At 54.5% G+C, this 21,214-nt stretch carries 20 protein-coding genes and 2 pseudogenes; 5 read left to right on the forward strand and 17 right to left on the reverse strand.

Going from position 1 to position 21,214, the window contains the following annotated elements; translation table 11 throughout:
- From EGH23_RS17730 to EGH23_RS17760, 7 genes and pseudogenes are all read right to left on the reverse strand, one after another.
- Positions 1-75 (reverse strand): annotated as a pseudogene (locus EGH23_RS17730) (IS6 family transposase); the annotation flags it as partial.
- 469 nt (positions 76-544) lie between these two features.
- Complete coding sequence (locus EGH23_RS17735; RefSeq protein ID WP_220581316.1) at positions 545-790, reverse strand: hypothetical protein; 246 nt, start codon at positions 788-790, stop codon at positions 545-547.
- Between the two features lie 705 nt (positions 791-1,495).
- On the reverse strand, positions 1,496-2,290 hold the full coding sequence (locus tag EGH23_RS17740; protein ID WP_220581317.1) for a GNAT family N-acetyltransferase: 795 nt from the start codon (positions 2,288-2,290) through the stop codon (positions 1,496-1,498).
- Positions 2,291-2,294: 4 nt separating this feature from the next.
- Positions 2,295-2,681, reverse strand: coding sequence for a TFIIB-type zinc ribbon-containing protein (locus tag EGH23_RS17745; protein ID WP_220581318.1), 387 nt, complete (start codon positions 2,679-2,681; stop codon positions 2,295-2,297).
- A 430-nt stretch (positions 2,682-3,111) separates the two neighbouring features.
- Positions 3,112-4,200, reverse strand: coding sequence for a CNNM domain-containing protein (locus EGH23_RS17750; RefSeq protein WP_220581409.1), 1,089 nt, complete (start codon positions 4,198-4,200; stop codon positions 3,112-3,114).
- 95 nt (positions 4,201-4,295) lie between these two features.
- Positions 4,296-5,402, reverse strand: a complete 1,107-nt coding sequence (locus EGH23_RS17755; protein ID WP_220581319.1) for a CNNM domain-containing protein — start codon at positions 5,400-5,402, stop codon at positions 4,296-4,298.
- 73 nt (positions 5,403-5,475) lie between these two features.
- A pseudogene (locus EGH23_RS17760) lies at positions 5,476-6,155 on the reverse strand (transposase domain-containing protein).
- Between the two features lie 1,713 nt (positions 6,156-7,868).
- Between EGH23_RS17760 and EGH23_RS17765 the strand changes: the two are divergent.
- Positions 7,869-8,057, forward strand: coding sequence for a hypothetical protein (locus EGH23_RS17765; protein ID WP_220581320.1), 189 nt, complete (start codon positions 7,869-7,871; stop codon positions 8,055-8,057).
- Positions 8,058-8,098: 41 nt separating this feature from the next.
- Here EGH23_RS17765 and EGH23_RS17770 read toward each other — a convergent pair whose 3' ends face one another.
- Both EGH23_RS17770 and coxB read right to left on the reverse strand, forming a co-directional pair.
- Positions 8,099-8,962, reverse strand: coding sequence for a cytochrome c oxidase subunit 3 (locus EGH23_RS17770; RefSeq protein WP_220581321.1), 864 nt, complete (start codon positions 8,960-8,962; stop codon positions 8,099-8,101).
- Between the two features lie 77 nt (positions 8,963-9,039).
- Positions 9,040-9,876, reverse strand: a complete 837-nt coding sequence (coxB, locus tag EGH23_RS17775) for a cytochrome c oxidase subunit II (protein WP_220581322.1) — start codon at positions 9,874-9,876, stop codon at positions 9,040-9,042.
- A 182-nt stretch (positions 9,877-10,058) separates the two neighbouring features.
- Between coxB and EGH23_RS17780 the strand changes: the two genes are divergently transcribed.
- Both EGH23_RS17780 and EGH23_RS17785 read left to right on the forward strand, forming a co-directional pair.
- The gene (locus tag EGH23_RS17780) at positions 10,059-11,774 is read left to right on the forward strand and encodes a cbb3-type cytochrome c oxidase subunit I (RefSeq protein ID WP_425433244.1); all 1,716 of its coding nucleotides are present in this window, start codon (positions 10,059-10,061) and stop codon (positions 11,772-11,774) included.
- Complete coding sequence (locus tag EGH23_RS17785) at positions 11,774-12,019, forward strand: DUF6684 family protein (RefSeq protein ID WP_220581323.1); 246 nt, start codon at positions 11,774-11,776, stop codon at positions 12,017-12,019. Before EGH23_RS17780 ends, EGH23_RS17785 begins: the two co-directional genes overlap by 1 nt.
- A 30-nt stretch (positions 12,020-12,049) precedes the next feature.
- Here EGH23_RS17785 and EGH23_RS17790 read toward each other — a convergent pair whose 3' ends face one another.
- From EGH23_RS17790 to EGH23_RS27245, 5 genes are all read right to left on the reverse strand, one after another.
- Positions 12,050-12,229, reverse strand: a complete 180-nt coding sequence (locus EGH23_RS17790; RefSeq protein ID WP_220581324.1) for a hypothetical protein — start codon at positions 12,227-12,229, stop codon at positions 12,050-12,052.
- Between the two features lie 66 nt (positions 12,230-12,295).
- Positions 12,296-14,080 carry a GMC family oxidoreductase gene (locus tag EGH23_RS17795; protein ID WP_220581325.1) on the reverse strand — a complete coding sequence of 595 codons (1,785 nt, stop codon included), beginning with the start codon at positions 14,078-14,080 and terminating at the stop codon, positions 12,296-12,298.
- A gap of 1 nt (position 14,081) precedes the next feature.
- Positions 14,082-15,047, reverse strand: coding sequence for a gluconate 2-dehydrogenase subunit 3 family protein (locus tag EGH23_RS17800; protein ID WP_220581326.1), 966 nt, complete (start codon positions 15,045-15,047; stop codon positions 14,082-14,084).
- 107 nt (positions 15,048-15,154) lie between these two features.
- A complete protein-coding gene (locus EGH23_RS17805) occupies positions 15,155-15,970 on the reverse strand; it encodes a DUF4396 domain-containing protein (protein ID WP_328766376.1) in 816 nt (271 codons plus the stop codon).
- 92 nt (positions 15,971-16,062) lie between these two features.
- Positions 16,063-16,413 carry a four-helix bundle copper-binding protein gene (locus tag EGH23_RS27245; protein ID WP_236044924.1) on the reverse strand — a complete coding sequence of 117 codons (351 nt, stop codon included), beginning with the start codon at positions 16,411-16,413 and terminating at the stop codon, positions 16,063-16,065.
- 221 nt (positions 16,414-16,634) lie between these two features.
- Between EGH23_RS27245 and EGH23_RS17815 the strand changes: the two genes are divergently transcribed.
- Positions 16,635-17,375 carry a proteasome assembly chaperone family protein gene (locus tag EGH23_RS17815; protein ID WP_220581328.1) on the forward strand — a complete coding sequence of 247 codons (741 nt, stop codon included), beginning with the start codon at positions 16,635-16,637 and terminating at the stop codon, positions 17,373-17,375.
- Between the two features lie 429 nt (positions 17,376-17,804).
- Here the strand turns inward: EGH23_RS17815 and EGH23_RS17820 are convergent, their stop codons facing one another.
- Complete coding sequence (locus tag EGH23_RS17820; protein ID WP_220581329.1) at positions 17,805-18,293, reverse strand: YciE/YciF ferroxidase family protein; 489 nt, start codon at positions 18,291-18,293, stop codon at positions 17,805-17,807.
- A gap of 203 nt (positions 18,294-18,496) precedes the next feature.
- Positions 18,497-19,648 carry an MBL fold metallo-hydrolase gene (locus EGH23_RS17825; RefSeq protein WP_220581330.1) on the reverse strand — a complete coding sequence of 384 codons (1,152 nt, stop codon included), beginning with the start codon at positions 19,646-19,648 and terminating at the stop codon, positions 18,497-18,499.
- Positions 19,649-19,921: 273 nt separating this feature from the next.
- On the opposite strand from EGH23_RS17825, the gene EGH23_RS17830 reads away from it, so the two are divergent.
- The gene (locus EGH23_RS17830) at positions 19,922-20,812 is read left to right on the forward strand and encodes a sulfurtransferase (protein ID WP_220581331.1); all 891 of its coding nucleotides are present in this window, start codon (positions 19,922-19,924) and stop codon (positions 20,810-20,812) included.
- A gap of 94 nt (positions 20,813-20,906) precedes the next feature.
- Here EGH23_RS17830 and EGH23_RS17835 read toward each other — a convergent pair whose 3' ends face one another.
- The gene (locus EGH23_RS17835) at positions 20,907-21,191 is read right to left on the reverse strand and encodes a DUF6684 family protein (RefSeq protein ID WP_220581332.1); all 285 of its coding nucleotides are present in this window, start codon (positions 21,189-21,191) and stop codon (positions 20,907-20,909) included.
- Positions 21,192-21,214 lie beyond the last annotated feature (23 nt).

Here is a 21,214-nt window from a genome sequence, read left to right on the forward strand (position 1 = left end):
GGGTGTCCGCTCGCGCTCCACAAAATCCAAATCAATCCAGTCTCTATTCCCGCTGAGGCGGCTGATTTCTGGCATGGACACCAAGAAATCCGTCCGCCTCACTTTTCATGCTTAACTAAACACGACCACATAGTCTGGAAAGAGAACTCAGCTTCTCAGCACTATTGCGTTTTGGCTGATCGCCTCCCACTCCACTTCTCCACTATTCTCCGCTTTTGTGGCGTATTCCCCTGATTTCACTAATCTCATTTGGAGACTGTCCTCTATTATCTGGTCTTGTTTCACCGGAAACGTGGTGTGTGTGCGGGATTGGTATCTTGTTGGAAGCCATTCCTCTAAAACAGATCTTTCTAAACTTTCGAGGGCGAGTTCTCCGACCCACTAGGGTTAGGGTTGAAGCCCAACACTCGGCTTAGTGGTCTTCGACACCGCTCTCGTTGTCCTTACGTAGTATTCGACCTTCCAGAACCAACCCCCAGAAATATGTCTCCCAAATCTCGGGATACTGTTCCAGCAAATGCTTTCCATCAATACCGTTCTCGTTTCACCGGAAACGTGGTGTGTGTCTCTTTGATCGATTTGTTCTACTTTCCTTGAATTTCACCGGAAACCCGGTGTGTGTCTCTCTTCTACTCTCGCTTCTCAGTTCTCCAAATAGACTCAAATCAATAATGATCAGTGCTTTGACCACGGTGAACGCGTCCTCATAGACTGCTTGCAGATAATCGTCATCGAATTTGTTGTCGATCAGGGTTGCCAGTGCCTGCTCAGCTCGACCGGAGCTGTCCATGGGCTAACCAACACTTGCGGGATAATTAGCTGTCTTGTTGGTTAGTGGTTCGGCCTCCGTTCTCTTTGAGGTTTTTCGCCTCAACAGCCTTCCCGTTGTGTGAAGTACCTCGGGGACAAGCCCCGAGGCACTCGCCTTGCTTATCTGTAAAAGATGTGACGACAGGTCTCGGGGACGTCGACTGGCCACGTCTACGGAACAACGGTAGCTAGCTGGTTCCACAACCTTGCCGAACGCGCTGGCGTACCTAAGAAGATTAACGGTATCCAGCGGAAGCCACATATGGGTCGACGATTCTGGTATGATGCATATTCCCGAACGACTCAGGATCTATTGGACCATGTGCAGGATATCGCCGACGAACAGGGGAGTGCAAGTGCGAACGTTGTATGGACAGCTATCTCGAAGAAGACCGCCGGCGAGAACTCCGACGGGAGTTCATGCGCGAAAAGTTGGAGTGTGCCTTCGAGAGGAGCTGACAAACTGCCATCTCTAAAAATAAATCACTATGAACGAGCGTATACCTAACTCGAATAGTGTAGATTATTCACTCGAAATAGCAATTAATATCTAAAAACTTAAATTATCGTTCTAATAGACGCCTATCGTCTGTATGAAAAACAAAACAACTCGTATCGGCTATGATGAACACATCGTATAGTGCTATCTGTTCTCTTTTCAGGTTTCATAGCATCGGGTTATGGATTATAGATATGCGCCGTCATAATCATCATTCGGCTTGCGGGTATTCCCGCAATCACCGCAGCGAACTCGCTCCATGTTGTCCATGGTGACGTCCGCCGACCTGCAGTTCAGGCAGTAGTAGCCATACTGCTCCGAGCGGTCAGCGTCGGAAAATGTTTCCACGAACCACCCCTCCGTTCCCTGGAATGGGTCGCCGCCCAGATGGAGCTCAGTGCCATCTGTCGCTGGTGCCGTCTCGGGAATTTCGGATGGTTGGTCAGCGCCCGACGCATCTGCGCTAGATGTATTTTGATTTGTCTCCCCGTCCATTTGTTCGACAAACACGTACTCGACGGTTTCTCGACCACCGATGTCAGTCGTTCGTTCGTCGAGCTGCTCAAAACCGAAGCGCTCGAAAAATGAGCCAGCGGACGTATTCGCCGCCAGTGTAACTGCACGAGGCTCCTCGATACCTTCGTCTGCGAGTGCTGACTGAATGCGCTCGAATAGTGCGGTTCCGACGCCAGCACCTCGTCGCTCGGGGTCAACGTGGAGCCATCGGATTTCAGCCTTGTCGTCATCGAGAGAAGCTTCAACGATACCGGCCACGACATCATCAAGTTCGGCGAGCACGATGATCGTTTCGGAGGCGTTGATTCGCTCGCGAATGAGGTCGGCATCGAACACGGATTCGGAGATCATTTCGATGTCCTGTGGACTGAGCGCGTACGACGCCGTCATCGAACTCTCGACGAGTTCCTCAATCCGTGGAGCATCCTCGGGCTCCACAGGACGGAGCGTCGGCTCGGGGCTCATCCGATCAGTCCTCCCGTTGCTTGTGGACGGCGTCCGATCCACAGGCCGGGCACTCGGTCGGCAACCCGTCGTCGAGTTCGTCCATCTCGCCGCAGTTCTCACAGCGCCACATGATGTACCCCTCCCCGAACTCGCTGCCGGGGTTGTTCTCCTGTTCGGATTTGTGCAGGCTCTCCTCGTTAGTCGTTGCTGCTTGATCACGCTCGTCATCCGACGAGGCGAGTGTCGCATACCCGTCTTCGTCGACATTTTCGATTTCCGCTTGCATCGAGACCTCGAAGCCTCTGCTCGTCATATCTGTGATGACACCAAGCTCGTTCCCCTCCGGGTCGTACACCATCAGTCCGGTCTCGATAGCTGTGGATGCTTCCGACGTATTGTCTTCGCTCATACTTTGACTTGTAGCGGACGACAGTTTAGTTTGGCGGTTGAGATGAGTTCTATTAAAAGAGCGCATTCGTAGGAATTCAAAAGAGAATATTGTGATATTTCCGATTTGAGTCCGTGTCGGATTTGTACATGTCAGTAGTATCAGGAAAATAGACATTCTACGGGCAGCGCTCACTCCTATCATTGCCCTCAGATGGGATGTAGCGTCGAGAATCATCGGGATGTTGCATGTCCAACCGGTTTGTGGTAGAAACCGAGGAGAAGGTATTTCGGCGGCGGCCGGATTCGGCCATAGATTCTGTGGCGTCATTATCGCCTGTCAATATTTCGTCTGCCTGGTCGGACTCGGATTCCGATAGCTGGTCGCGTAGCGACGACTGCGTATCCATACAGAAACCACTACGACCGCCCGAATAAGACTTCAGGGCGTCTTAGGTCCCGGTCGGATCCGCTCCACGGTACGCGTGTCCGGTTCGGTTGTCTATCGGATCTTCGAGGTCGCCCATGACCTCCTCAAAGGCGTCTGTCGAGGTTAGGAGACCAACGGTCTCGCCGCCCTCGGTGATGAGGGCGAGTTCCTGATTTTCCGTCTGGAAGCGGTCGATGGCGTCGCTGATTTCTTCATTGGCCGAGAGCGTCATCGGCGACGCGGCGATGTCTGCGATGTCGATGTCGCCGCTCATGAGCTCCTCAAAATGGTTCGTGATCGTTGGGAGATAGACGATGCCGCGGAAGTCATCTATATCTTCGCCGACTACTGGGTAGCGAGAATGGGAGTGTTCCTCGACGAGCGCGAGGTTCTCCTCGGGAGTGTTCTCGGTCGAGAGCGCAACGATCTCCTCGCGCGGAACCATGATTCCCTCGACCGGGATATCGCCAACGGCCAGCGTGTTCATCACCTCTTGCTGGCGTTCTTCGGAAACGTCTCCCGCTTCGAGGGCCGAGCCGAAGCGCTTGTAGAGGCCTGCACGCCCTTGCATGACATCGGCTTCGGTTTCGAGCCACGCGCCGGTCATCTCGACGCCGAACAACGAAAGCGTCCATTTCGCCGCCCCATCTCCAAACTGGATGACCGGCCAGATGGCTCGCGTCCACCAGTACAGCGGCGTCGCACAGTACTGACAGACCTGTTTCGAGCGCTCGACGCCGAGATAGGTAGGCGTCTGTTCGCCGTGGGTGAGATGGAGGAGGTTGACGATGAGAAACGCCAGGATAGCCCCTGCGCCGACCGATGCGAGAACAGTTCCGCCGAACAGCGGCTCGAACAGCGCTACGAGCGCGGGTTCGGCGACGATACCGACCGCGATGCTCGAGAACGTAATCCCGATCTGACAACTAGTCAAGTAAATTTCTAAATTCTGAGTCATCTCCCACGCGCGTTCGAGACCCGGTTCCATGAATTCCGATTTGGAATACTGTCGGGCGCGGGTCAACGCGAATTCAATAGCCACGAAAAACCCGTTAGCGAGAATGAGTAATAGACCGGCAATAAGCCTGATCGAGATCCCGAGCGCAGTCATCGGCATAGTAAGTTATACAAACGGCAATACACAAAAACAGTTCGTCTGCGAACCGATTTTTCGCGCTACGATGAATACCGTTCTCACGAGGCGTCTCAAGTCGGGTCGCTTTGGGAGTCTAGGCCCGATGCGTCGTCCCCACGTTGTTCGCGTTGGTAGACGTCAATGGGATCTTCGAGTTCGCCCATCACTTCCTCGAAGGCGTCTGTCGAGGTGAGCAGGCCGACGACCTGTCCCTCCTCAGTGACGAGCGCGAGTTTCTGGTTTTCCGTCTGGAAGCGGTCGATGGCGTCGCTGATTTCCTCGTCGGCTGGCAGCGTCATCGGCGACTCAGCCAGGTTTTCGATGTCGACGTCGCCGTTTTTGAACGCCTCGAACTGGTTTGTGATCGCCGCGAGATAAACGACTCCTCGGAAATCGTCGATGTCTTCGCCAACCAGTGGAAAGCGGAGATATGGATGGTCCTCGATGACCGCGAGGTTTTCTTCGGGAGTATTGTTGGTTGAGAGTGCGGCGATCTCCTCGCGCGGCACCATGATGTCACGGATGGGGATTTCCTCGACCACCAACGCGTTCATCACTTCCTGACGACGCTCTTCGGGGACCTCGCTGTCGTCGAGCATTGACCCGAGTTGTCGATGGAGGTCCGTACGGCCTTCGATGCCATCGTCGTCTGATTCGAGCCACGCGCCAGTCATCTCGACGCCGAACAGCGAAAGCGTCCATTTCGCCACCCAGTCACCGACCCGGAGAATCGGTCGAATGACCCACGTGAACCAATACAGCGGTGTCGCGCCGTAGCGGCAGACCTGTTTCGAGCGCTCGACGCCGAGATAAGTGGGGGCCTGTTCGCCGTAGATCTTGTGTACCAGGCTCACGATGATGTACGCCAAGATCACACCTGCGCCAATTGATGCGAGAACTGTTCCACCGAACAAGGGCTCGAACAGCGCTGCAAGCGCGGGTTCGGCGACGATACCAAGTCCGATACTACAGGCGGTGATGCCGACCTGACATCCGGTGAGATAGATTTCAAGTTCCTCGGTCATCTCCCATGCGCGTTCGAGACCGGGCTCCATGAACTCCCCTTTGGGATACTGTCGGGCGCGAGTCAGCGCGAACTCGATAGTGACGAAAAACCCGTTGCCAAGAATCAACGCGGCACCCGCGACAAGACGGAGGAGTATTTCGGATGCTTGCATTCAGTATAGATTCATCAATACGGTGTCGAGGCAAAAAAGCATGGGAAAAACGGACGGTAGTGTTTAGTTTGGACTATTGTACTAGCGAGCGAAGATCTACAACCAATTTTAGCTGTTTCGCTTTGACGTGGCTAAAGTAGTTCGAAAACCACGACGTTCGTCGCTTTAGCTCTCGAAAATTCGTCGACAGCATTTCGATCTCCATGGCGACGTATGTGAAACCGGAGACCAGATCATTGAAGTGCTGTTTGGAGGTGTTGAGCGTTATCGATGAGGAACGCGGTAGCTTCGATATCGTGATTTTACTGACGTTCGTGCCGAAAGATTTCGGTGAAAGCGGTCGTGGCCGCTGAAAACAAGCGGATGTGAAGCAGTTGGTTCGTCTGCAGGTCAGCAGCGTTCGCAAAAGCACAGCTCTTGCGCAGCCTATCAGAATGGCTGTGCCCTTCTGAGGACGGTGTACAGCCAGAACTGCTCGTCGTTGATGCGAATCACGGTTTAGTCGAGCATGACCTGATCCGAAGACTGTCTGGATTCTGGCTGTAGATTGGCTTTCTGCACCCAATCGTGGCTCGCTTTCTTCGACCGTTGGACACCCATCGAGTCGAGTAATTCGGCGGTATTCGAGAGTGACAGCCCCGCAACGTGGGACTGAATACCAATCTTCATCGCCAGCTCGGGTGTCCGTTCACGCTTCACAAAATCCAAATCAAGCCAGTCTCTATTCCCGCTGAGACGATTGATATCTGGCATAGGCACCAAAAAATCCGTCTGCCTCACTTTTCACGCTTAACTAAACACGACCCGTCAATCGGCCATGTCATATTAATAGCTCCAGGAACAATATAGCAGTATGTCCCAAGATACACTATCCGAATGTCCATTCTGTGACTTTGAGCCGGATGTCCCGGACGGAGACGTGAAGACGGCGCCCGAGCAAGCCACACACCGCGTCCACAGGCACGTTGAGAACGAACACCCAGACAGAACTGACGAACTCTCGACCTATACGAGCCCTGAGTAGGTATCGGTACTTCCTGAGAGCTGGAGTGCCGTACGGCCGATACGTGCCCTGTATAGCTATCACAGTTCACGGATCGCTACTTGAGTGTTCGATAAATCCCTGTTTTAACTTCTAATTGGCAATGCTAAATATAGAATCGACAGGTGTTGCGGCTCTTCACGGCCTAATAGCCCACCAGCGGATAAGCAATCAGTAGGCGCCGTGCGGCGCGGACATTGGCAAATTATCTTTGAAGTAGCGGCCACCGCCGCATCGCTATTCTCAACCTGCTTAAATCGAATATCACCGATAGCCATTCCCAGTAAGTAGTATTCGGCCGCATACCCAAACTTCCAGCCGTATCACCGTCGTATGAGTCAAGCGGTTGAGCGCGGTGATTTGTCTGCCGGAGCATACTGATGGCATGATGGCCCGGTTCCGATCATATTTGATCGCTGAGCTCAAGGATATTTTTCCTCAATATATCAACATGTCTACTTCAATCATACGCTGTCTCAAGTGAACCGAGCCGCCTATCTGCTTGCACTAGCATGTGTGTAATTTACTATCAGTATTATCTATTCAGTAGTTCTCTGACCTCGCTGGTTTACGTCTTAACGTAGAAAACTAAGCGGTAGAGTGTTCCCAAGGAACGGTATACCTTTTAGAGCCAGAGAGGAGAGTGACTTGTGATTCCCGCCTATTCAGACGCTTAATATGCAGACCTCTTAGAATAATGAACGTACATGTGTTATCTCTCGTTGAGTACAGGGAGTATCGTCAAGAACAGCTAGACGTAACGAAAGTTGCTTTCTGAGAGTCAGCAACAAGTGATTGAACGCACCATCGTTGGCTTAGCCCGCTTGCACCCCACGAAATCCAAATTAATTCAGCCGCTATTCCCATTGGCGCGGCTGATCTCTAACAGAGATACCAGAAACTCATCCGCCTGACTTTTCGCGTGTAACTAAATACGCTTTGGTTGGCAAGCGTCCATCTATCAATGATTCTCATGCCGAAAGGTGGACTAAAGGCACAGATACCGAACACATCACCTTCTGTGGGGTGTAGGGATGGCTACTAGCAGTCACAACAGTATGACTCACGACCAGGCTCTGCTATCCCACATAGCCGATGCAGTGTATAGGAGACGGACTGATCGCCTCAGAATAGAGCAATGAGCATCACAAACCTGCCACCCACAACCGCCATCAGGTGCCGGTGAGTCGCTCCTCTGACCATAGCTCGTCGCGGTGGACGCCGCACCTTGAGACGAGACTCTTCGTGGTGGGTTACAGCTCCGACGGTGTCTTTTCGTCATGGCTTAGGTAGCCGCGCTTCTCGATGGCACTGCGCTCTTTATCGCTGTGTGTTCTATTAGGTGTATCCCAGTTCCGTGGCTACAGATACAGCATAGCAGGCATCCGCTAAGAGTGAAATTGTGACGCAGTGTCTCTTTAACGGTGGCTCTTGAAGAGCGGGTCAAATACAACTGGGGTACCGTTACGTTTGTGAAGGAGGCACGCGATAGGTCCTTCATGGAGTTGCCACCGTTGACCACGACAGAAGGTGCATTCAAATACCTCGTGGCTATGATCCTCGGATTCGCGGCACTTCTCGTACTGTTCATAGCGGTTACTGCCGTGTTCTGAGCGAGTTGAATTGAGATTCAGAACAGTGATCGTTTGTGGCCTCAGCTAGTTGGGAGTGTGGTTGCGCTGACGTAGACTGTAACGACGATCAGAACCCACATCGCATCAACGAAATGCCAGTACATCCCCGCCGTCATCACCGACGTATTCCGCCGGTCAGAGTACTGCCCCAACAGTGCGCGCGCAAAGACTATGCCGAGCAGGATTACCCCGAGCGCGACGTGGAGGCCGTGAAGACCAGTCAATCCATAGAAAGCGCTCGCGAAGAGTCCACTGGTGGCGGTGAACCCCTCACGGGTGACGAACTGGTAGTATTCGTAGAGCTGTCCAACAACGAACACGATTCCGAGCAGAAGCGTCATCCCGAGGAACCGGAGGAAGCGTTGGCGGTTGCCATCAATGAGCCCACGGTGGGCGATATGGAAAGTAATGCTTGACGCGAGCAAAGCGAGCGTATTTCCGACGACTACCGGCGATATCATCGCCGGCAGTGGGTCGGGAGGCCACGTGCCGACACGAATAAAGAAGTAGTAGAGGAAGCCGGCGCCAAACGTCGCAATATCAGTCCCCAGAAACAGCAGCATCGCGAATCGAAGTGCGCGGCTATCACTCTCAGCAGGCGTAACTGTCCAAAAGGTAGAGACGAACCCATCATAGAGCCAGCCGTAGAGTCCAGCGAGGAAGGTGAAAACGCTGATGACGGTCAGTACCGGAGCGATGATATCGGGAACGAACGCACCCTCACCCAGGCTCATCACGTAGCACGCGGTCGCGGTATACAATCCAGCTACGCCCACTCCGGTTACAAGTGGCCACCAACTTGACTCGGAGAATCCGCGCGGCCAGTCCTCGCCGACAGGCAGGTGATACTCCTGATCGTTCGCACCGTCGTCAACGGTACCCATACTCGATGTCGTGTGCCGAATGACAAAAAGTTTCGTCACGCTCCGGGAACGCGCTCGGCGGATTGCTAATAGGGCTGTCAGCCGTGAGCGGGAATAGGGGTAGATGTCGAATACTGCCGCTCAGCTGCGGTCGTCGCGGTTGATGCGTTACGGGCAGTCGAGTTGTTCTCTGTCGGGGTACCGATATCCGTTGTTGCGGGCTCTTCTCCAACAGAGTGCTCGTTGATCCACGTCTCGTATTCAGTAGCGTTGAGGACATGAAGCGTGGCGAGCATCTCAGAGTGTTCGCGTCCGCAGAACTGTGCGCAGTACACATCGTATGTACCCTGATCAGTCGGTGTGAACAGGAGTTCATTCCGCTGGCTGGGGAAAGCATCCTGTTTCAGACCGATCTCGGGAGCATGGAATGAATGGACCACGTCTTCGGAGGTGAATATCAACCGGACCGGTGTGTCTACCGGGACAGCCATCTTGTCTACGGTCACGACCTTTTCTTCCGGGTACTGGAACTTCCAGAGCCACTGTTGGCCGATTACGTGGACTGTGACTGCCTCATCTGGTGTATCCGCTGCCCCTGTCGAAACGGTTCCCATGGCGCCGAACGTCTGGAAAGAAGCGAGGCCAACGAACAGAAGAATGACTGTAACGGCCACTACATACGAGAGGTGGAATCGTGGGTTCTCAGTATTCGGACTCGCTTCGCCGCTATTTCGATACTTAATGGTTCCGTATACGAGTGCGCCCTCAACCAGAAGTCCGACTGTCAGCGCGACGAAAACGAGCCTATTTGTGAGCGACTGGATGAGCGCCTCCATGTTCGAATCGTGTCCTGGCGCGGCCGCCGCGGGGTCGGTGAGCGCGACAAGTGCAATCCCCGAGACGAGCACGGCAATGGGCAGTGCTTCTCGTCTCATTCTTCGCTTTCGATATCAACGGGGGCATGTAAGTAAGTTCGGGCGCGAATGTTGACAGATAACATTGGGACCCGATGTTAGTACTCCTCACCAGCGGGAGACCAAAGCATCTCTCTACAGCGACATGTGGTTTTATGCACGTTCGGTATGATATACTCACCGCCAGAGGTGAACAGAGACCAGTGAACCAGTCACTCATATTCGGAACGCTCGGGTTGTGTGTGGCGCTATCTCTCGCGCTAGGGGCCTACTATCGCCGACAGGGCGACGAGCGCAATCGTTCGGAAACCGCGATGGTGGCCGACGGCGGGCAAGTCGAGGAAACGATACGCGAACATCCAACCGGCTTCACACGATGGCTGACGACTGTCAACCATCGGGACATCGGCAAGCTATACGGGGTCTACTCGGCTGTTACGTTCGCGTGGGCCGGAGTAGCGGTCGTGCTGATGCGGACAGAGCTAATTACTCCTGACGCGACGATGATCAGCATGGACCTGTACAATGCGTTGCTCACGACCCACGGGCTCACGATGTTGCTTCTATTCGGCACGCCAATGAGCTTTGCATTCGCGAATTACTTTATTCCGCTGTTGGTTGGGGCCGATGAGATGGCGTTCCCGCGAGTCAACGCAATCGCATTCTGGCTGTTGCCGCCAGCGACGATCCTCGTGTGGGGTGGGTTCTTCTTGCTCCCGTTCGATGTTGCAGTCGGACCCGCAAAGACGGGATGGACCATGTACACGCCGTTATCACGCCAGCTGGTGAACCCTGGAGTGAGCCTAACGCTTCTCGGCCTCCATCTAAGCGGAATCAGCAGCACAATGGGGGCTATCAATATCATTACGACCATTGTCACTGAGCGCTCAGAGGGCGTCTCGTGGGCGAATCTCGATATCCTCTCGTGGACCCTGCTTACGATGAGCGGATTGATCTTGTTTGCGTTTCCGCTCCTTGGGAGCGCGATCATCATGCTCCTGCTCGACCGTGTTGTCGGGACCACGTTTTACGCCGTCGAAGGCGGGGGAACACTACTGTGGCAACATTTATTCTGGTTCTTCGGCCACCCCGAAGTGTACATCCTGATTCTTCCCGCGATGGGGCTGACCAGCTTCATTCTCCCCCGCTTTGCGGGGCGGCCGATCTTCGGCTTCCAGGGGCTAGTCTACTCGACGCTGGCCATCGGCGTCCTTTCGTTCGGCGTCTGGGCACACCACATGTTCACGACAGGGATTGATCCACGCCTTCGGATGGGGTTCATGGCTGTCTCACTCGCCATCGCGGTACCAAGCGCGGTTAAAACGTTCAACTGGATCGGAACGCTGTACAACGCGAACATCCGACTGACCACCCCGATGCTGTTCTGTCTCGGGTTCGTCTCCAACTTCATCGTCGGCGGGATTACTGGCGTTTTCCTCGCGTCAATCCCATTCGACTACCTCGCACAGGGAACATACTGGGTCGTTGGCCATTTCCATTACCTATTCATGGGCGGGCTCGTATTCACCTTCTTCGCTGGGTTCTACTACTGGTTCCCTTTGCTGACGGGACGGTGGTACAACCGGCGACTCGCACAGGCCCACTTCTGGCTAAGTTTGGTTGGGGTGAACATCACTTTCTTCGCGATGCAACTCCTTGGATTCCAAGGAATGCCGCGCCGGTATGTCACCTATTTCCCGAAGTTCGCACTGCTTCACCAAGTCACCACCGCTGGCACGTACATCATTGGAGCGGCAATAGTGATCTGGCTCGCAAATATGCTCTACTCATGGCAGTATGGCGATCGAATCGAATCCGGTGATCCATGGGAACTGGAAGCCGACGGGCTGCTCACACGAGAGTGGAGTTGGTTCCGGGACCGGTGGGAGGAACGAGGCACGAACGGGGGGAGTGACTGATGGCTTCCGACTCCGCCGGATCACTGGAAAAGGAGGTCTCTAATCTCTCGTCGAACTTGGCGCCAATGGTGATCCTTACGGTGTTCATCTTGCTTCCCCTCTTCTGGTTCTGGTGGCCGTGGGGAATGGATCCCGTGTACAGTCCTCTCCACCACTTCCTTACCGTGTTCCCACTCGCCTTACTCGCTCTCGTCACGTACGTCGCTCACGAGAAAATCAACGAAGCCGAGGAATCAAGCGGTTAAGAGACGGTGTCAGCGGCCGCACCAACTGTCTCACGATATGCCGACGAGATAAGCTCCGACCGCCAGTCCGAGTGGGAACAATACGTACACGAACGCTGGAATTGGCTTGATGAGCAAGGTCGCGAATAGGAGCAAGGCAGAGGCGGCAAGCAGTGCCTCGCCGCGGATGCGTTTCGAGTGGTCGTCCCAGTCTACGACGTTCTGACTCATAGAGTTCATTCGTAAATTGACCACCGAGGCGTATTAATCCGGGTGGTCTGGAGAGGATCGGCCAGTCTATTCGAGCATCCCTCCGCCTTCGAGGTACTCTAGCATTCCCTCGGCGGCACGGAAGCTGAGTGCACCGACGGTGTCAGTCGGATTGTAACCGGCTTGGTGGGGGAATGCAGATGCGCCGGGGACGAACAGATTCTCTGCGTCCCAATGCTGAAGGTAGGTGTTGACGACGGACTCGTCGGGATTATCGCCCATGATTGCGCCGCCGGCGTTGTGAGTCGACTGGTACTCATAGATGTTGTAGCCGCCAAGCTCACCGCTCGCGGGCCGCATCTTGTCGGGATTCATCGCCCGCATTACCTCGTTATTTTTCTCGGCCATGAACTCCGCCATATTGCGGTCGTTTGGTGTCCAGTCGAACGTGATCCGCAGGAGCGGTCGGCCATATTCATCAGTGTATTCTGGATCGAGGTCGAGATAGTTGTTAACTGACGGGAGCTGTGCGCCCTGTGTGTTGAAGAAGAGGGTGGAGTAGTTGTACTTCAGGCTCTGTTTTTTGAACTCCGATCCCCAGGAGTCAGTACCTGGCGGCACGGGGTTGTGATTGACCGGCCGGATTCCCACCTGCTCTATGGCAGTATTCCCGCCATGGATGAAATCAAGGTCAGAGTGATCGAAGTTGTTACCGTTGAAGTCGTCGAATGCACCCGAAAGCGCTCCGGCCCCCATGTAGAGGTTCCACTTCTCGTCGTCGAAGAAGCCGGTTGGGGTTCCGCAGTTATTCTGATAGCAGTAGTTCTTCCCAACAACCCCTTCGCCAGTTTCGGGGTCGTACGGCTCACCGATTCCCGAATAGAGGAGGAGGTGGACGTTGTTGAGCGCAAACGCGGTAAGCGCGACTGCCTCCGCAGGCTGGTCGTATATGTCGCCAGTCTGGCGGTCGATGTACCGGACGCCGTCGACTTCTTGGTTTGCCTCATCGTAGAGGATCTCTAACACCTCCTTATGCGTCCGAATCTCGTAGTTCCCCGTTTCTTTGGCCACTGGAATGGAGGTGACGATCGGCGATGCCTTTGCCCCCCACTCACAGCCGAAGCGGTCGCAGAAACCGCAGTACTGACACGGATCGCGCGAGACACCATCGTCGTTGGTGTACTCTTCCGAGAGGTTAGCAGACGGTGCCATGAATGGGTGGAGACCGAGCGAATCGGCGGCATCCATGAATCGCTCGATCGATGGCGTCTGAATCATTGGTGGCGTGGGGAACTCGTGGGCGCGTGGCCCCTCGAATGGGTTCCCCTCGTGTTTGTCGAATTCGTAGTTCGGTCTCCCCTCTGCCTCAGGAAGGAGATTGCCTGCCTTTCCTGAGATGCCGGTCATCTCCTCGAATTCCCAATAGTAGGGACGGAGTTCCTCGTACGTGATTCCCCAATCCTGAAGCGGCATCCAATCGGGAATCTTCTCCTCGCCGTACGCCTCAATCGTTCGCGAACGGATCTGAAAGTCGTAGGGGAGGTACCGCCATGTCTGTCCATTCCAGTGGACGCCCGCCCCACCGACGCCGGTCCCCGGAAGGAAGGACCCATACTTCCGCATGGGGAGCGCCTTCTGGTCGCGGGAATGGCGAAACGTATACGTGTTCCGCGAAAGGTCCTGCATGAACTCAAAGTGGAGGTCGTACCGGAGTTCGTCGTGCATCTTCATGTACGAGTCCGGTCCCCTGTCGCCACCACGTTCGAGGCTGACGACTTCAATGCCCTCTTCAGTGAGCTCCTTCGCGATGATGCTTCCCGCCCAGCCGGCGCCGATCGTCACCACCTCCACTGGATCGAGTCTCGTAGGCATATTATTCGTTCTCCTCCGTGTTCGTGTCCGTAGTCGTCGTATTCGCGTCAGTCGTCTCGTTGGCGTCTTCACCGAGCCCCGGCCCGTCGGCGGCCGTGTTCTCGCCAACGCCCTCGCCTGCGGGCTCTGGGCCCCCTGCCCCCGGTTCTGGGCCCAGATCCTGCCCCTCTAAGGACGTCGGGGGGATTTCGATGAAGTCTGCCTCGCCGATTCTGCCGCGGTAACTTCCGAGCGCACCGGGCGTTCCAGGAAAACCCTTCAGCCGCCACCCGATCATGTTCCGGTTCCCTTCGTAGACGGGGTCGGAGTACACTCCTTCGAGAACGTTCGTCCGTAGCATATCGAAGAAGGCTGACGGCGCAAGTGTCCCGAACGTGTCGATCTCACCGGCTTCGAGCGCCGAAATCACATCATCCTGACGCTCAGGCGGAAGATCGACATATGTGTCGTCGTACTCTTGTTGGACGTACTTGCTGAGGGCCGTCAGCGCTCGGTTATACGCTTCCTTTGGCGTGAGATCGTACTGCCAGCCCTGCTCAGGGATCGCCCGCTCGGGGTAGAATGGCCCCTCCATATAATGTTTCTCTCCTTCGCCGTATGGGCCGTCGAGGCGATGGTCGATGAAGAAGACGACACCTGCCTCGGTCGCCCCCGGTCCTAGTTCGTCGGTGGGGAAGATGCGGGCTGCCAGCGCTTCGACCATCAGCGCCTCATCGAGGTTGAAGAACTCGAATGCCTCCGCGCCCGCCTCCTCGGCAGTGGGGAGTTCCTCGACTGGCGGCTCTCCCTCCGGAATCTCACCGTCGCCGTTCTGCAGCATCGCGACAAGGTCATAGCCGAGTACACCGCTTGCGGCCGCGCCGCCGGCGACACCGGCACCTTTGAGTAGATTTCGCCGCGAGAAATGCCAGCGGCTCTCTACCCCGTTATTCTGCTCCGAATCGTGTTGTTGATCATTATCTCTCATGGGACCGTCTTTCCCTGCCTCCACACAGGAGGCTTATCAGTATTTACAGAGACTCATAGTTAGTGTTTGGGGAGCAGACACAGGGCCGAGATAGCCACCGCTGCTGATTAGTCGGCGCTTGAGGTGTCTCTATCGCCGGAACTCCCACTAGGGCTGCCATCCATCTCGGCAGGGTTGCCCATTCCTTCTTTCACTCCAACCATGATGAGGGCAACGTTGACGGGATAAGCGGCGATGAAGCCGATAGTGAGTGAGAACAGTAGTGCTGTCCAGAACAGGGGGGTAGTCCATTTTGCGCCACCAGCCAACAACAGATCAGTTCCGATGGCGGCAATCTCCATGATGGTGATGCTGGGCGTTTCACTGTAAAATGCATCCCACATCGCCTCGCCGAAGCCGACGCCCTCCTGCATGAGGGGGCCGACGGTGAGCGACCACCCGGCGATGTACGCGAGGCTGAACGTCACAACGGTCACCCAGAGCGTCGAAAAGCTCAGGATAATGGTTGCTGCGGTAATGCCGATAACCTCGCCCATACCACACCCCGAGTAGCAGTGGGATGTCGAGCGAAAGCCGGTCTTCCATAGTGAGTCGCTCTCCAGTTGCGTCCGGCCGGTAAACCAGTAGACACCGAGACCGAGAGGCCCAGAGTAAGCGATGACAAGCGACCAGACGAATTTCATCATTGAGGGGAGATTCTGGTTGCGTTTTCGAATGTCCCACCAGAGCACGCCCAGGGAGGTAATATTCAGCCCAGCCCAGATACCGAGCGTCCACCAGCTCGCCAATACTGGTTTGATGATGTCACGGGCAGGCGCGAATGCCTGTTCGATCTGATGCGCCCACTGAACCGCCCACGAGGGGAGGGGTGAACTCGCTAGTGCGAGTAGTGCTTGCTCCGACATACCTATGAATAGGTGCACGCTCCTCTTTGTTTGCTGGGTTGCATTCAAAAGTTCAACTGCCCAGTTGGAGGGCCGGTGAGCCGCGGGAGGTGAGCCGAATAGTTTGCTGCTTAAATCATATCACGGCAAGTATCGGCGCACTCTTGGAGAACATCAGCGGTGATCTGGCAGTGCTCGGCGTCGTGCTGCTGGCGCTCGTCGATACAGTCCTCACACGCGTCCACACAGCTCTCGGCGAGGTGGGTGTCGTAATTCGACCCGCGGGCCATAAGACGGGCGTGCAGGGATGTGAGATCGGCTACGTCACGGCAGAGGCGGGCACACTCTTCCATCGCTTCGTTACCGAGACACTCGTCGGCGCACCATTCGGCAACTTCGCTCGCCTCGTTACAGTTCTCGATGCACTCGCGCTGTTCGTCACTCAAGTGGTCGATCTTAGATACTGTTTTTGCAAGGGACATCGCACTCAAAAAAGATCTGGAAAGATGATAGTGTTGCTTGATGCATTCGCATACGGCTTACTATGTGTGACCCCTTCTGTACACACCGATAAGTTTGAACGACCGATACTCGCTGTATATTCGGTATCACTTCTAGGGTCTTTCACAGAGTGGGAAATTTCAACAATACCCTAAGCATATGTGTGGCGTGACCGTAGTTTAGAACGGAGGTAGAAGCTAACATGACAGACGCCACTTTTCACAAGCAGACTGAACTCGAACCGACGGAGCCGACCCTAATCGAAGGGCTTCCAGGCACCGGAATGGTCGCTTCGATCGCAGTTGATCAAATCACCGACCAGCTGGGACTCGACCGGCATGGCGCAATCCGCTCTGACGCATTCCCTCCTGTTGCGTCGTTCACAGACGGACGCATCCAAGATACTGTTCGAGTCTACTTGGGGGACAATCCCGATGTGATGACGCTCCAAAGCGACGTTCCGATCCCCCAGGATGGGTTTTCTGCCCTAAGTGGATGCGTGTTAGAGGACTTAACCGAACAGTACAAACGAGCGATCTTTCTTGCTGGTGCTCCCGCCCAATCAGAGGAACAGCGAGGGGATGTTATTGGTGTTGCAACCACTGACAGCCTAAAGCAGGAACTCGTCAGCGCGAACATTGACGTCAAAGAAGAATCCGGCGCAGTTGGTGGCGTGACTGGAAAACTCGTAACTGCTTGTTATCATGCAGACATTCCCGCAGTATTACTTCTCGTCCGTACAGACCCACGCCTCCCGGATCCGAAGGCAGCACATTCCGTTATTGAGGATGCATTAGAACCTCTCGTTAAGTTCGATATCGATACCGATGAACTCCTCGATCAGGCCGAGGGGATCCAACAGCAGAAACGTCAGATTGCTCAACAGCTACAAGAACAGAGTCAGCAAGGAGAGACTCCACAATCACAATCGATGTTCCAATAGAAATACCACCTGTCGTAGAAACTACCAAACCACGAACGCCCCACGAACGACAAACAACGTTATGAGTAATCGACCGACGCTCCCTGCGAACGTGGCAGCCGCGAACTTGAGGTAATCCTCACCCAAAATAGAAAACGCGTAGATAGAGAACGTATCGGGAAAAAATGGAATAGACAACGCGACCGCGAGTCCGACGTAGCCGTGACGCTTTGCTACTCGGACAGTCTGTCGTTTCGACCATTCACCAATCTTGAACCCAAATCTCTCGAACGCTCGCACTACCGGACCAGCTTTCTCAGCCACTCAATGATGACCCGCACGTGCCGTTCGGCGGCGTGAAAAATTCGGGGCTCGGCCGCTACAATGGCGAGTGGATCATGGACGAACTGCACTCTCAGCTGATCCGACAGGCGATGCTATGCGAAGCCATTAGCTTTCGACTTTTGATTGGTCGAACTGTTCACCAGCCTGCGAGAGTTCTTCGAGTGCGTCCTCTTCTTCGCGGAGCGTTTCCTCTAAGAGATCTGCGGCTTCATCATAGCCTGCTTTGCCGGCCAACGAGGTGACATTTCCGTAGGCGGCGATTTCGTAGTGTTCCGTCTTTTGTCCGACCGAGATGTTGTATCGGTCGAGCATTTCGCCGTCGTTTTCTTGGGCGAATTGTTCGTGCTCTTCGATGAGGGCGTCCACAACCCGCTCTTCTTTTGTTTGTGGCTCTTCGCCGATCGCCTCGAACACGTCTTCTAACCGCTCGACGTGACCTTGGGTTTCGTCACGATGCTCCGAGAACGCTTGCTGGGCTGCTTCGTATTCAGTCTGGTCTGCAAGCGTCTCAAGCGCATCGACTAACTGCTGTTCAGTGTAGTAGAGCTCCTGTACCCCTTCAACGAGAAGTTCCTCAGTGGAATCTGTTGTCATCGTAATCCTCCATCATGCTGTTGAATCGCACGGTGGATGAATGATGGGGTTGTCAAGGCAAGCCCGCTAAATGCGGGTGGACAAGATTTTCGTTTACAGCAGAAACAAGGCGAGTGCCTCGGAGTCTCATTCCGAGACGGTTCACTGAACCGGTTGTTGGCGAAGAGACTGTACTACTCGGGATAGTATTGAACGTAGACCTGTCAGGCAGCGCAGTTGTTCGCCCCCGTTTCAAGCATCGTGGCATCGCGACTGCTGTCGACGCTTTCGCCTCCCTGATTGATGCTGATAATCGTCTCGTAGTTATCCGGCTTTGCTGGGATGTTCTCAATCATTCGCTTAACAAACCCCTCCTCATCGAGATCAATCAGGCTGAGACTGGCGTGGACCTCCGCCAGCGCTGCACCGATGAGCTCGCCTGGCGACCCATTCTCATAGGTGCCGTCGTTGTTCACTGTGACGTGTCCTGGCAGTACGAGCAGGTCGTCCGGGAGCTCAAGTAACGTGTCATGAAGCGTCTCATACTGCATCCTCGCGCCCTTCTCGGCTTCATCCTCGCCAAACTCGAGTTCAGTACGACCGATTGAATCAAGGAACAGGGCGTCGCCTGTGAGGACCGCTTCGTCATCGATGCGGTAGGTAACCATCTCGGAGGTGTGGCCAGGCGCATGGAGTACCTCGACCTTGAGCTCGCCGACTGAGATGGTGTCGCCATCCGCCATAGGTTCGAACTCATAGTCGATTTCTCGCTCAGTAGCATGTTCACCAAGATGGTAGGGCACGTTGAGTTTGGCGGCAAGGGTATGTCCTCCAGAGATATGGTCCGCATGAATGTGTGTATCCAGAACCCGCATGATTTCAAGACCTTCTTCGGCAGCTCTAGTCACATATTGATCGATGTGGCGGGTTGGATCAACGACGACGGCCTCTCCGGTACTCAGTTCCCCGATTAAGTAACTAAGACAGCCCTTCGCTCGGCGCTGGAATTGGACGATAAGTAGGTCGTCATTTTCGGTATCGACACGAGTGGTCTCGTAGAGCGAGTTCCAATCACGCATCCCGCCTTTGACGACTGCGACGTCGTCGTACCCGTTCGTGTCTAACTCGGCAGCGAGTGCAGACGAAGTCGCACCTTTCCCACAAATAGTTATTATTTTTCCTCCCTGTACGATTTCATCGACAGCTTCTCGCTTGTCCTCGTCTATGGTCTCTGCTGGCCCAAACGGAATGTTCTTGGCTCCCGGGACCCGCCACGCTTCATAACTATCCTCCGGACGAGTATCGATGACTGTGTAGCTGTCGTCATCCGAGTCCTGCTTGTCTGCAAGCTCTCGGGCAGTGATTTTCTTGTACATCGCCTCTATCGTCGTGTACTGGTGTGGCGAATTAAAACATTTGTGCTCATCTCTCGATATCATGGAGCTGGAGTTCCCCGGACTGAAAGACGCTGCCTCTATCGAGATCGGCTATGAGAGTTGAAGATATATGCTCAACAAATATTGTGACGGCAACAGCACTCAGACTGCCATTAAAGGCCGGAACAGTGTTCGGTAATACAGGACAGAGAGATCGACATACGTTCGGCCAAATGATTCTTGTCGATAGGACTGTTTCGTCCAGACGTAATTATGTCGTCGGACTACGAGAGCGACGCACTCGTCACGGCTGACTGGGTCGCAAATCACCTTGAGGAGTTCGAAAACGACGACCCGAGCTACCGACTCGTCGAGGCTGATATCGATTACGAGGAGTCGTATGCACGCAAACATATTCCAAATGCTATCGGCTTCCGTTGGGGCGAACATCTCCAAGATTCGGTACAGCGTGACATTCTCAGCAAAGATGACTTTGCTGAAATTATGGGTAATGCCGGAATTACCGAAGATTCGACAGTCGTTCTGTATGGGGATGAATCGAATCAATGGGCAGCGTACACGTACTGGCAGTTCAAATACTACGGCCACGACGACGTCAAGTTGCTTGATGGCGGTCGAGCGTACTGGATGAAGAATGACTATCCGGTGAGTGACGAGAAACCAACGCTCCCCGAACAGGAGTACAACGCCAGCGGGCCGTTTGATCATATCCGAATCTACCGCGAGGGCGTCGAAGACGACCTCGAACTCGACGTTCCACTGGTAGACGTTCGGAGTGCTGCAGAGTATCAGGGAGAGAAAATTGCCCCGGAGGGGAGCCCGGAAACTGCTCAGCGCGCTGGACACATTCCCGGCGCTGAGAACATTACGTGGAGCGAAAACCTCAATGAGGACGGCAAGTTCAAAGACCGTGACGAACTCGAAACATTATATGAAGAACACGGTATCGATGGGAACAGCGAAGTCGTGACGTACTGTCGTATTGGCGAACGGTCCTCTATTACGTGGTTCACGCTCCATGAACTGCTCGGTTGGAGTGACGTTCGGAACTACGATGGGTCGTGGACCGAGTGGGGGAACCTTATCCGTTCACCAATCGAGGTGGAAACTGACGACCCCGCAACGCGAGCGACCAAAGGCTAATCTCGACTAAACAGTCGCTCACATCGAAAAACCAGAGAGTACCCCGAAGGAAACAAAACAAGCGTTCCTGAGAGGGCGATGAGCAAGAAGCCGTTTAGGAGTCGTCCATCAATGCAAACCACGCTCTTACTTTCTCAGTTGTCTCCGATTTTCCGTTATTAGATTCTCTGAGAACCCTTACGAGGAGATACGTCACCGGCGCGAGCGTCAGGATGGGCACGAAGTGAAGCCCAAATACAATAGCGATTAACAGTGGTTCCTCCCACCCCCACGGGTTGTACACCACGAAGAGCAGTGTGAGCAGGACGATTATCGAGATCGGTACGACTCCGGCAAGGCTATCGAACAGCCCTTCTCGATCGAGACCCAATACTGGCATGGTACGTCTTAGTCCCACTTTGC

It is taken from the genome of Haloarcula nitratireducens (assembly GCF_019599505.1).

Coding starts and splice junctions, on each gene's coding strand:
- EGH23_RS17755 (WP_220581319.1), bottom strand. CDS start 5,402: ATGCAAGCATCCGAAATACTCCTCCGTCTTGTCGCGGGTGCCGCGTTG.
- EGH23_RS17820 (WP_220581329.1), bottom strand. CDS start 18,293: ATGACAACAGATTCCACTGAGGAACTTCTCGTTGAAGGGGTACAGGAG.
- EGH23_RS17750 (WP_220581409.1), bottom strand. CDS start 4,200: ATGACTGCGCTCGGGATCTCGATCAGGCTTATTGCCGGTCTATTACTC.
- EGH23_RS17790 (WP_220581324.1), bottom strand. CDS start 12,229: ATGAGTCAGAACGTCGTAGACTGGGACGACCACTCGAAACGCATCCGC.
- EGH23_RS17785 (WP_220581323.1), top strand. CDS start 11,774: ATGGCTTCCGACTCCGCCGGATCACTGGAAAAGGAGGTCTCTAATCTC.
- EGH23_RS17795 (WP_220581325.1), bottom strand. CDS start 14,080: ATGCCTACGAGACTCGATCCAGTGGAGGTGGTGACGATCGGCGCCGGC.
- EGH23_RS17745 (WP_220581318.1), bottom strand. CDS start 2,681: ATGAGCGAAGACAATACGTCGGAAGCATCCACAGCTATCGAGACCGGA.
- EGH23_RS17770 (WP_220581321.1), bottom strand. CDS start 8,962: ATGGGTACCGTTGACGACGGTGCGAACGATCAGGAGTATCACCTGCCT.
- EGH23_RS17835 (WP_220581332.1), bottom strand. CDS start 21,191: ATGCCAGTATTGGGTCTCGATCGAGAAGGGCTGTTCGATAGCCTTGCC.
- coxB (WP_220581322.1), bottom strand. CDS start 9,876: ATGAGACGAGAAGCACTGCCCATTGCCGTGCTCGTCTCGGGGATTGCA.
- EGH23_RS17830 (WP_220581331.1), top strand. CDS start 19,922: ATGTCGTCGGACTACGAGAGCGACGCACTCGTCACGGCTGACTGGGTC.
- EGH23_RS17825 (WP_220581330.1), bottom strand. CDS start 19,648: ATGTACAAGAAAATCACTGCCCGAGAGCTTGCAGACAAGCAGGACTCG.
- EGH23_RS17815 (WP_220581328.1), top strand. CDS start 16,635: ATGACAGACGCCACTTTTCACAAGCAGACTGAACTCGAACCGACGGAG.
- EGH23_RS17800 (WP_220581326.1), bottom strand. CDS start 15,047: ATGAGAGATAATGATCAACAACACGATTCGGAGCAGAATAACGGGGTA.
- EGH23_RS27245 (WP_236044924.1), bottom strand. CDS start 16,413: ATGTCCCTTGCAAAAACAGTATCTAAGATCGACCACTTGAGTGACGAA.
- EGH23_RS17735 (WP_220581316.1), bottom strand. CDS start 790: ATGGACAGCTCCGGTCGAGCTGAGCAGGCACTGGCAACCCTGATCGAC.
- EGH23_RS17740 (WP_220581317.1), bottom strand. CDS start 2,290: ATGAGCCCCGAGCCGACGCTCCGTCCTGTGGAGCCCGAGGATGCTCCA.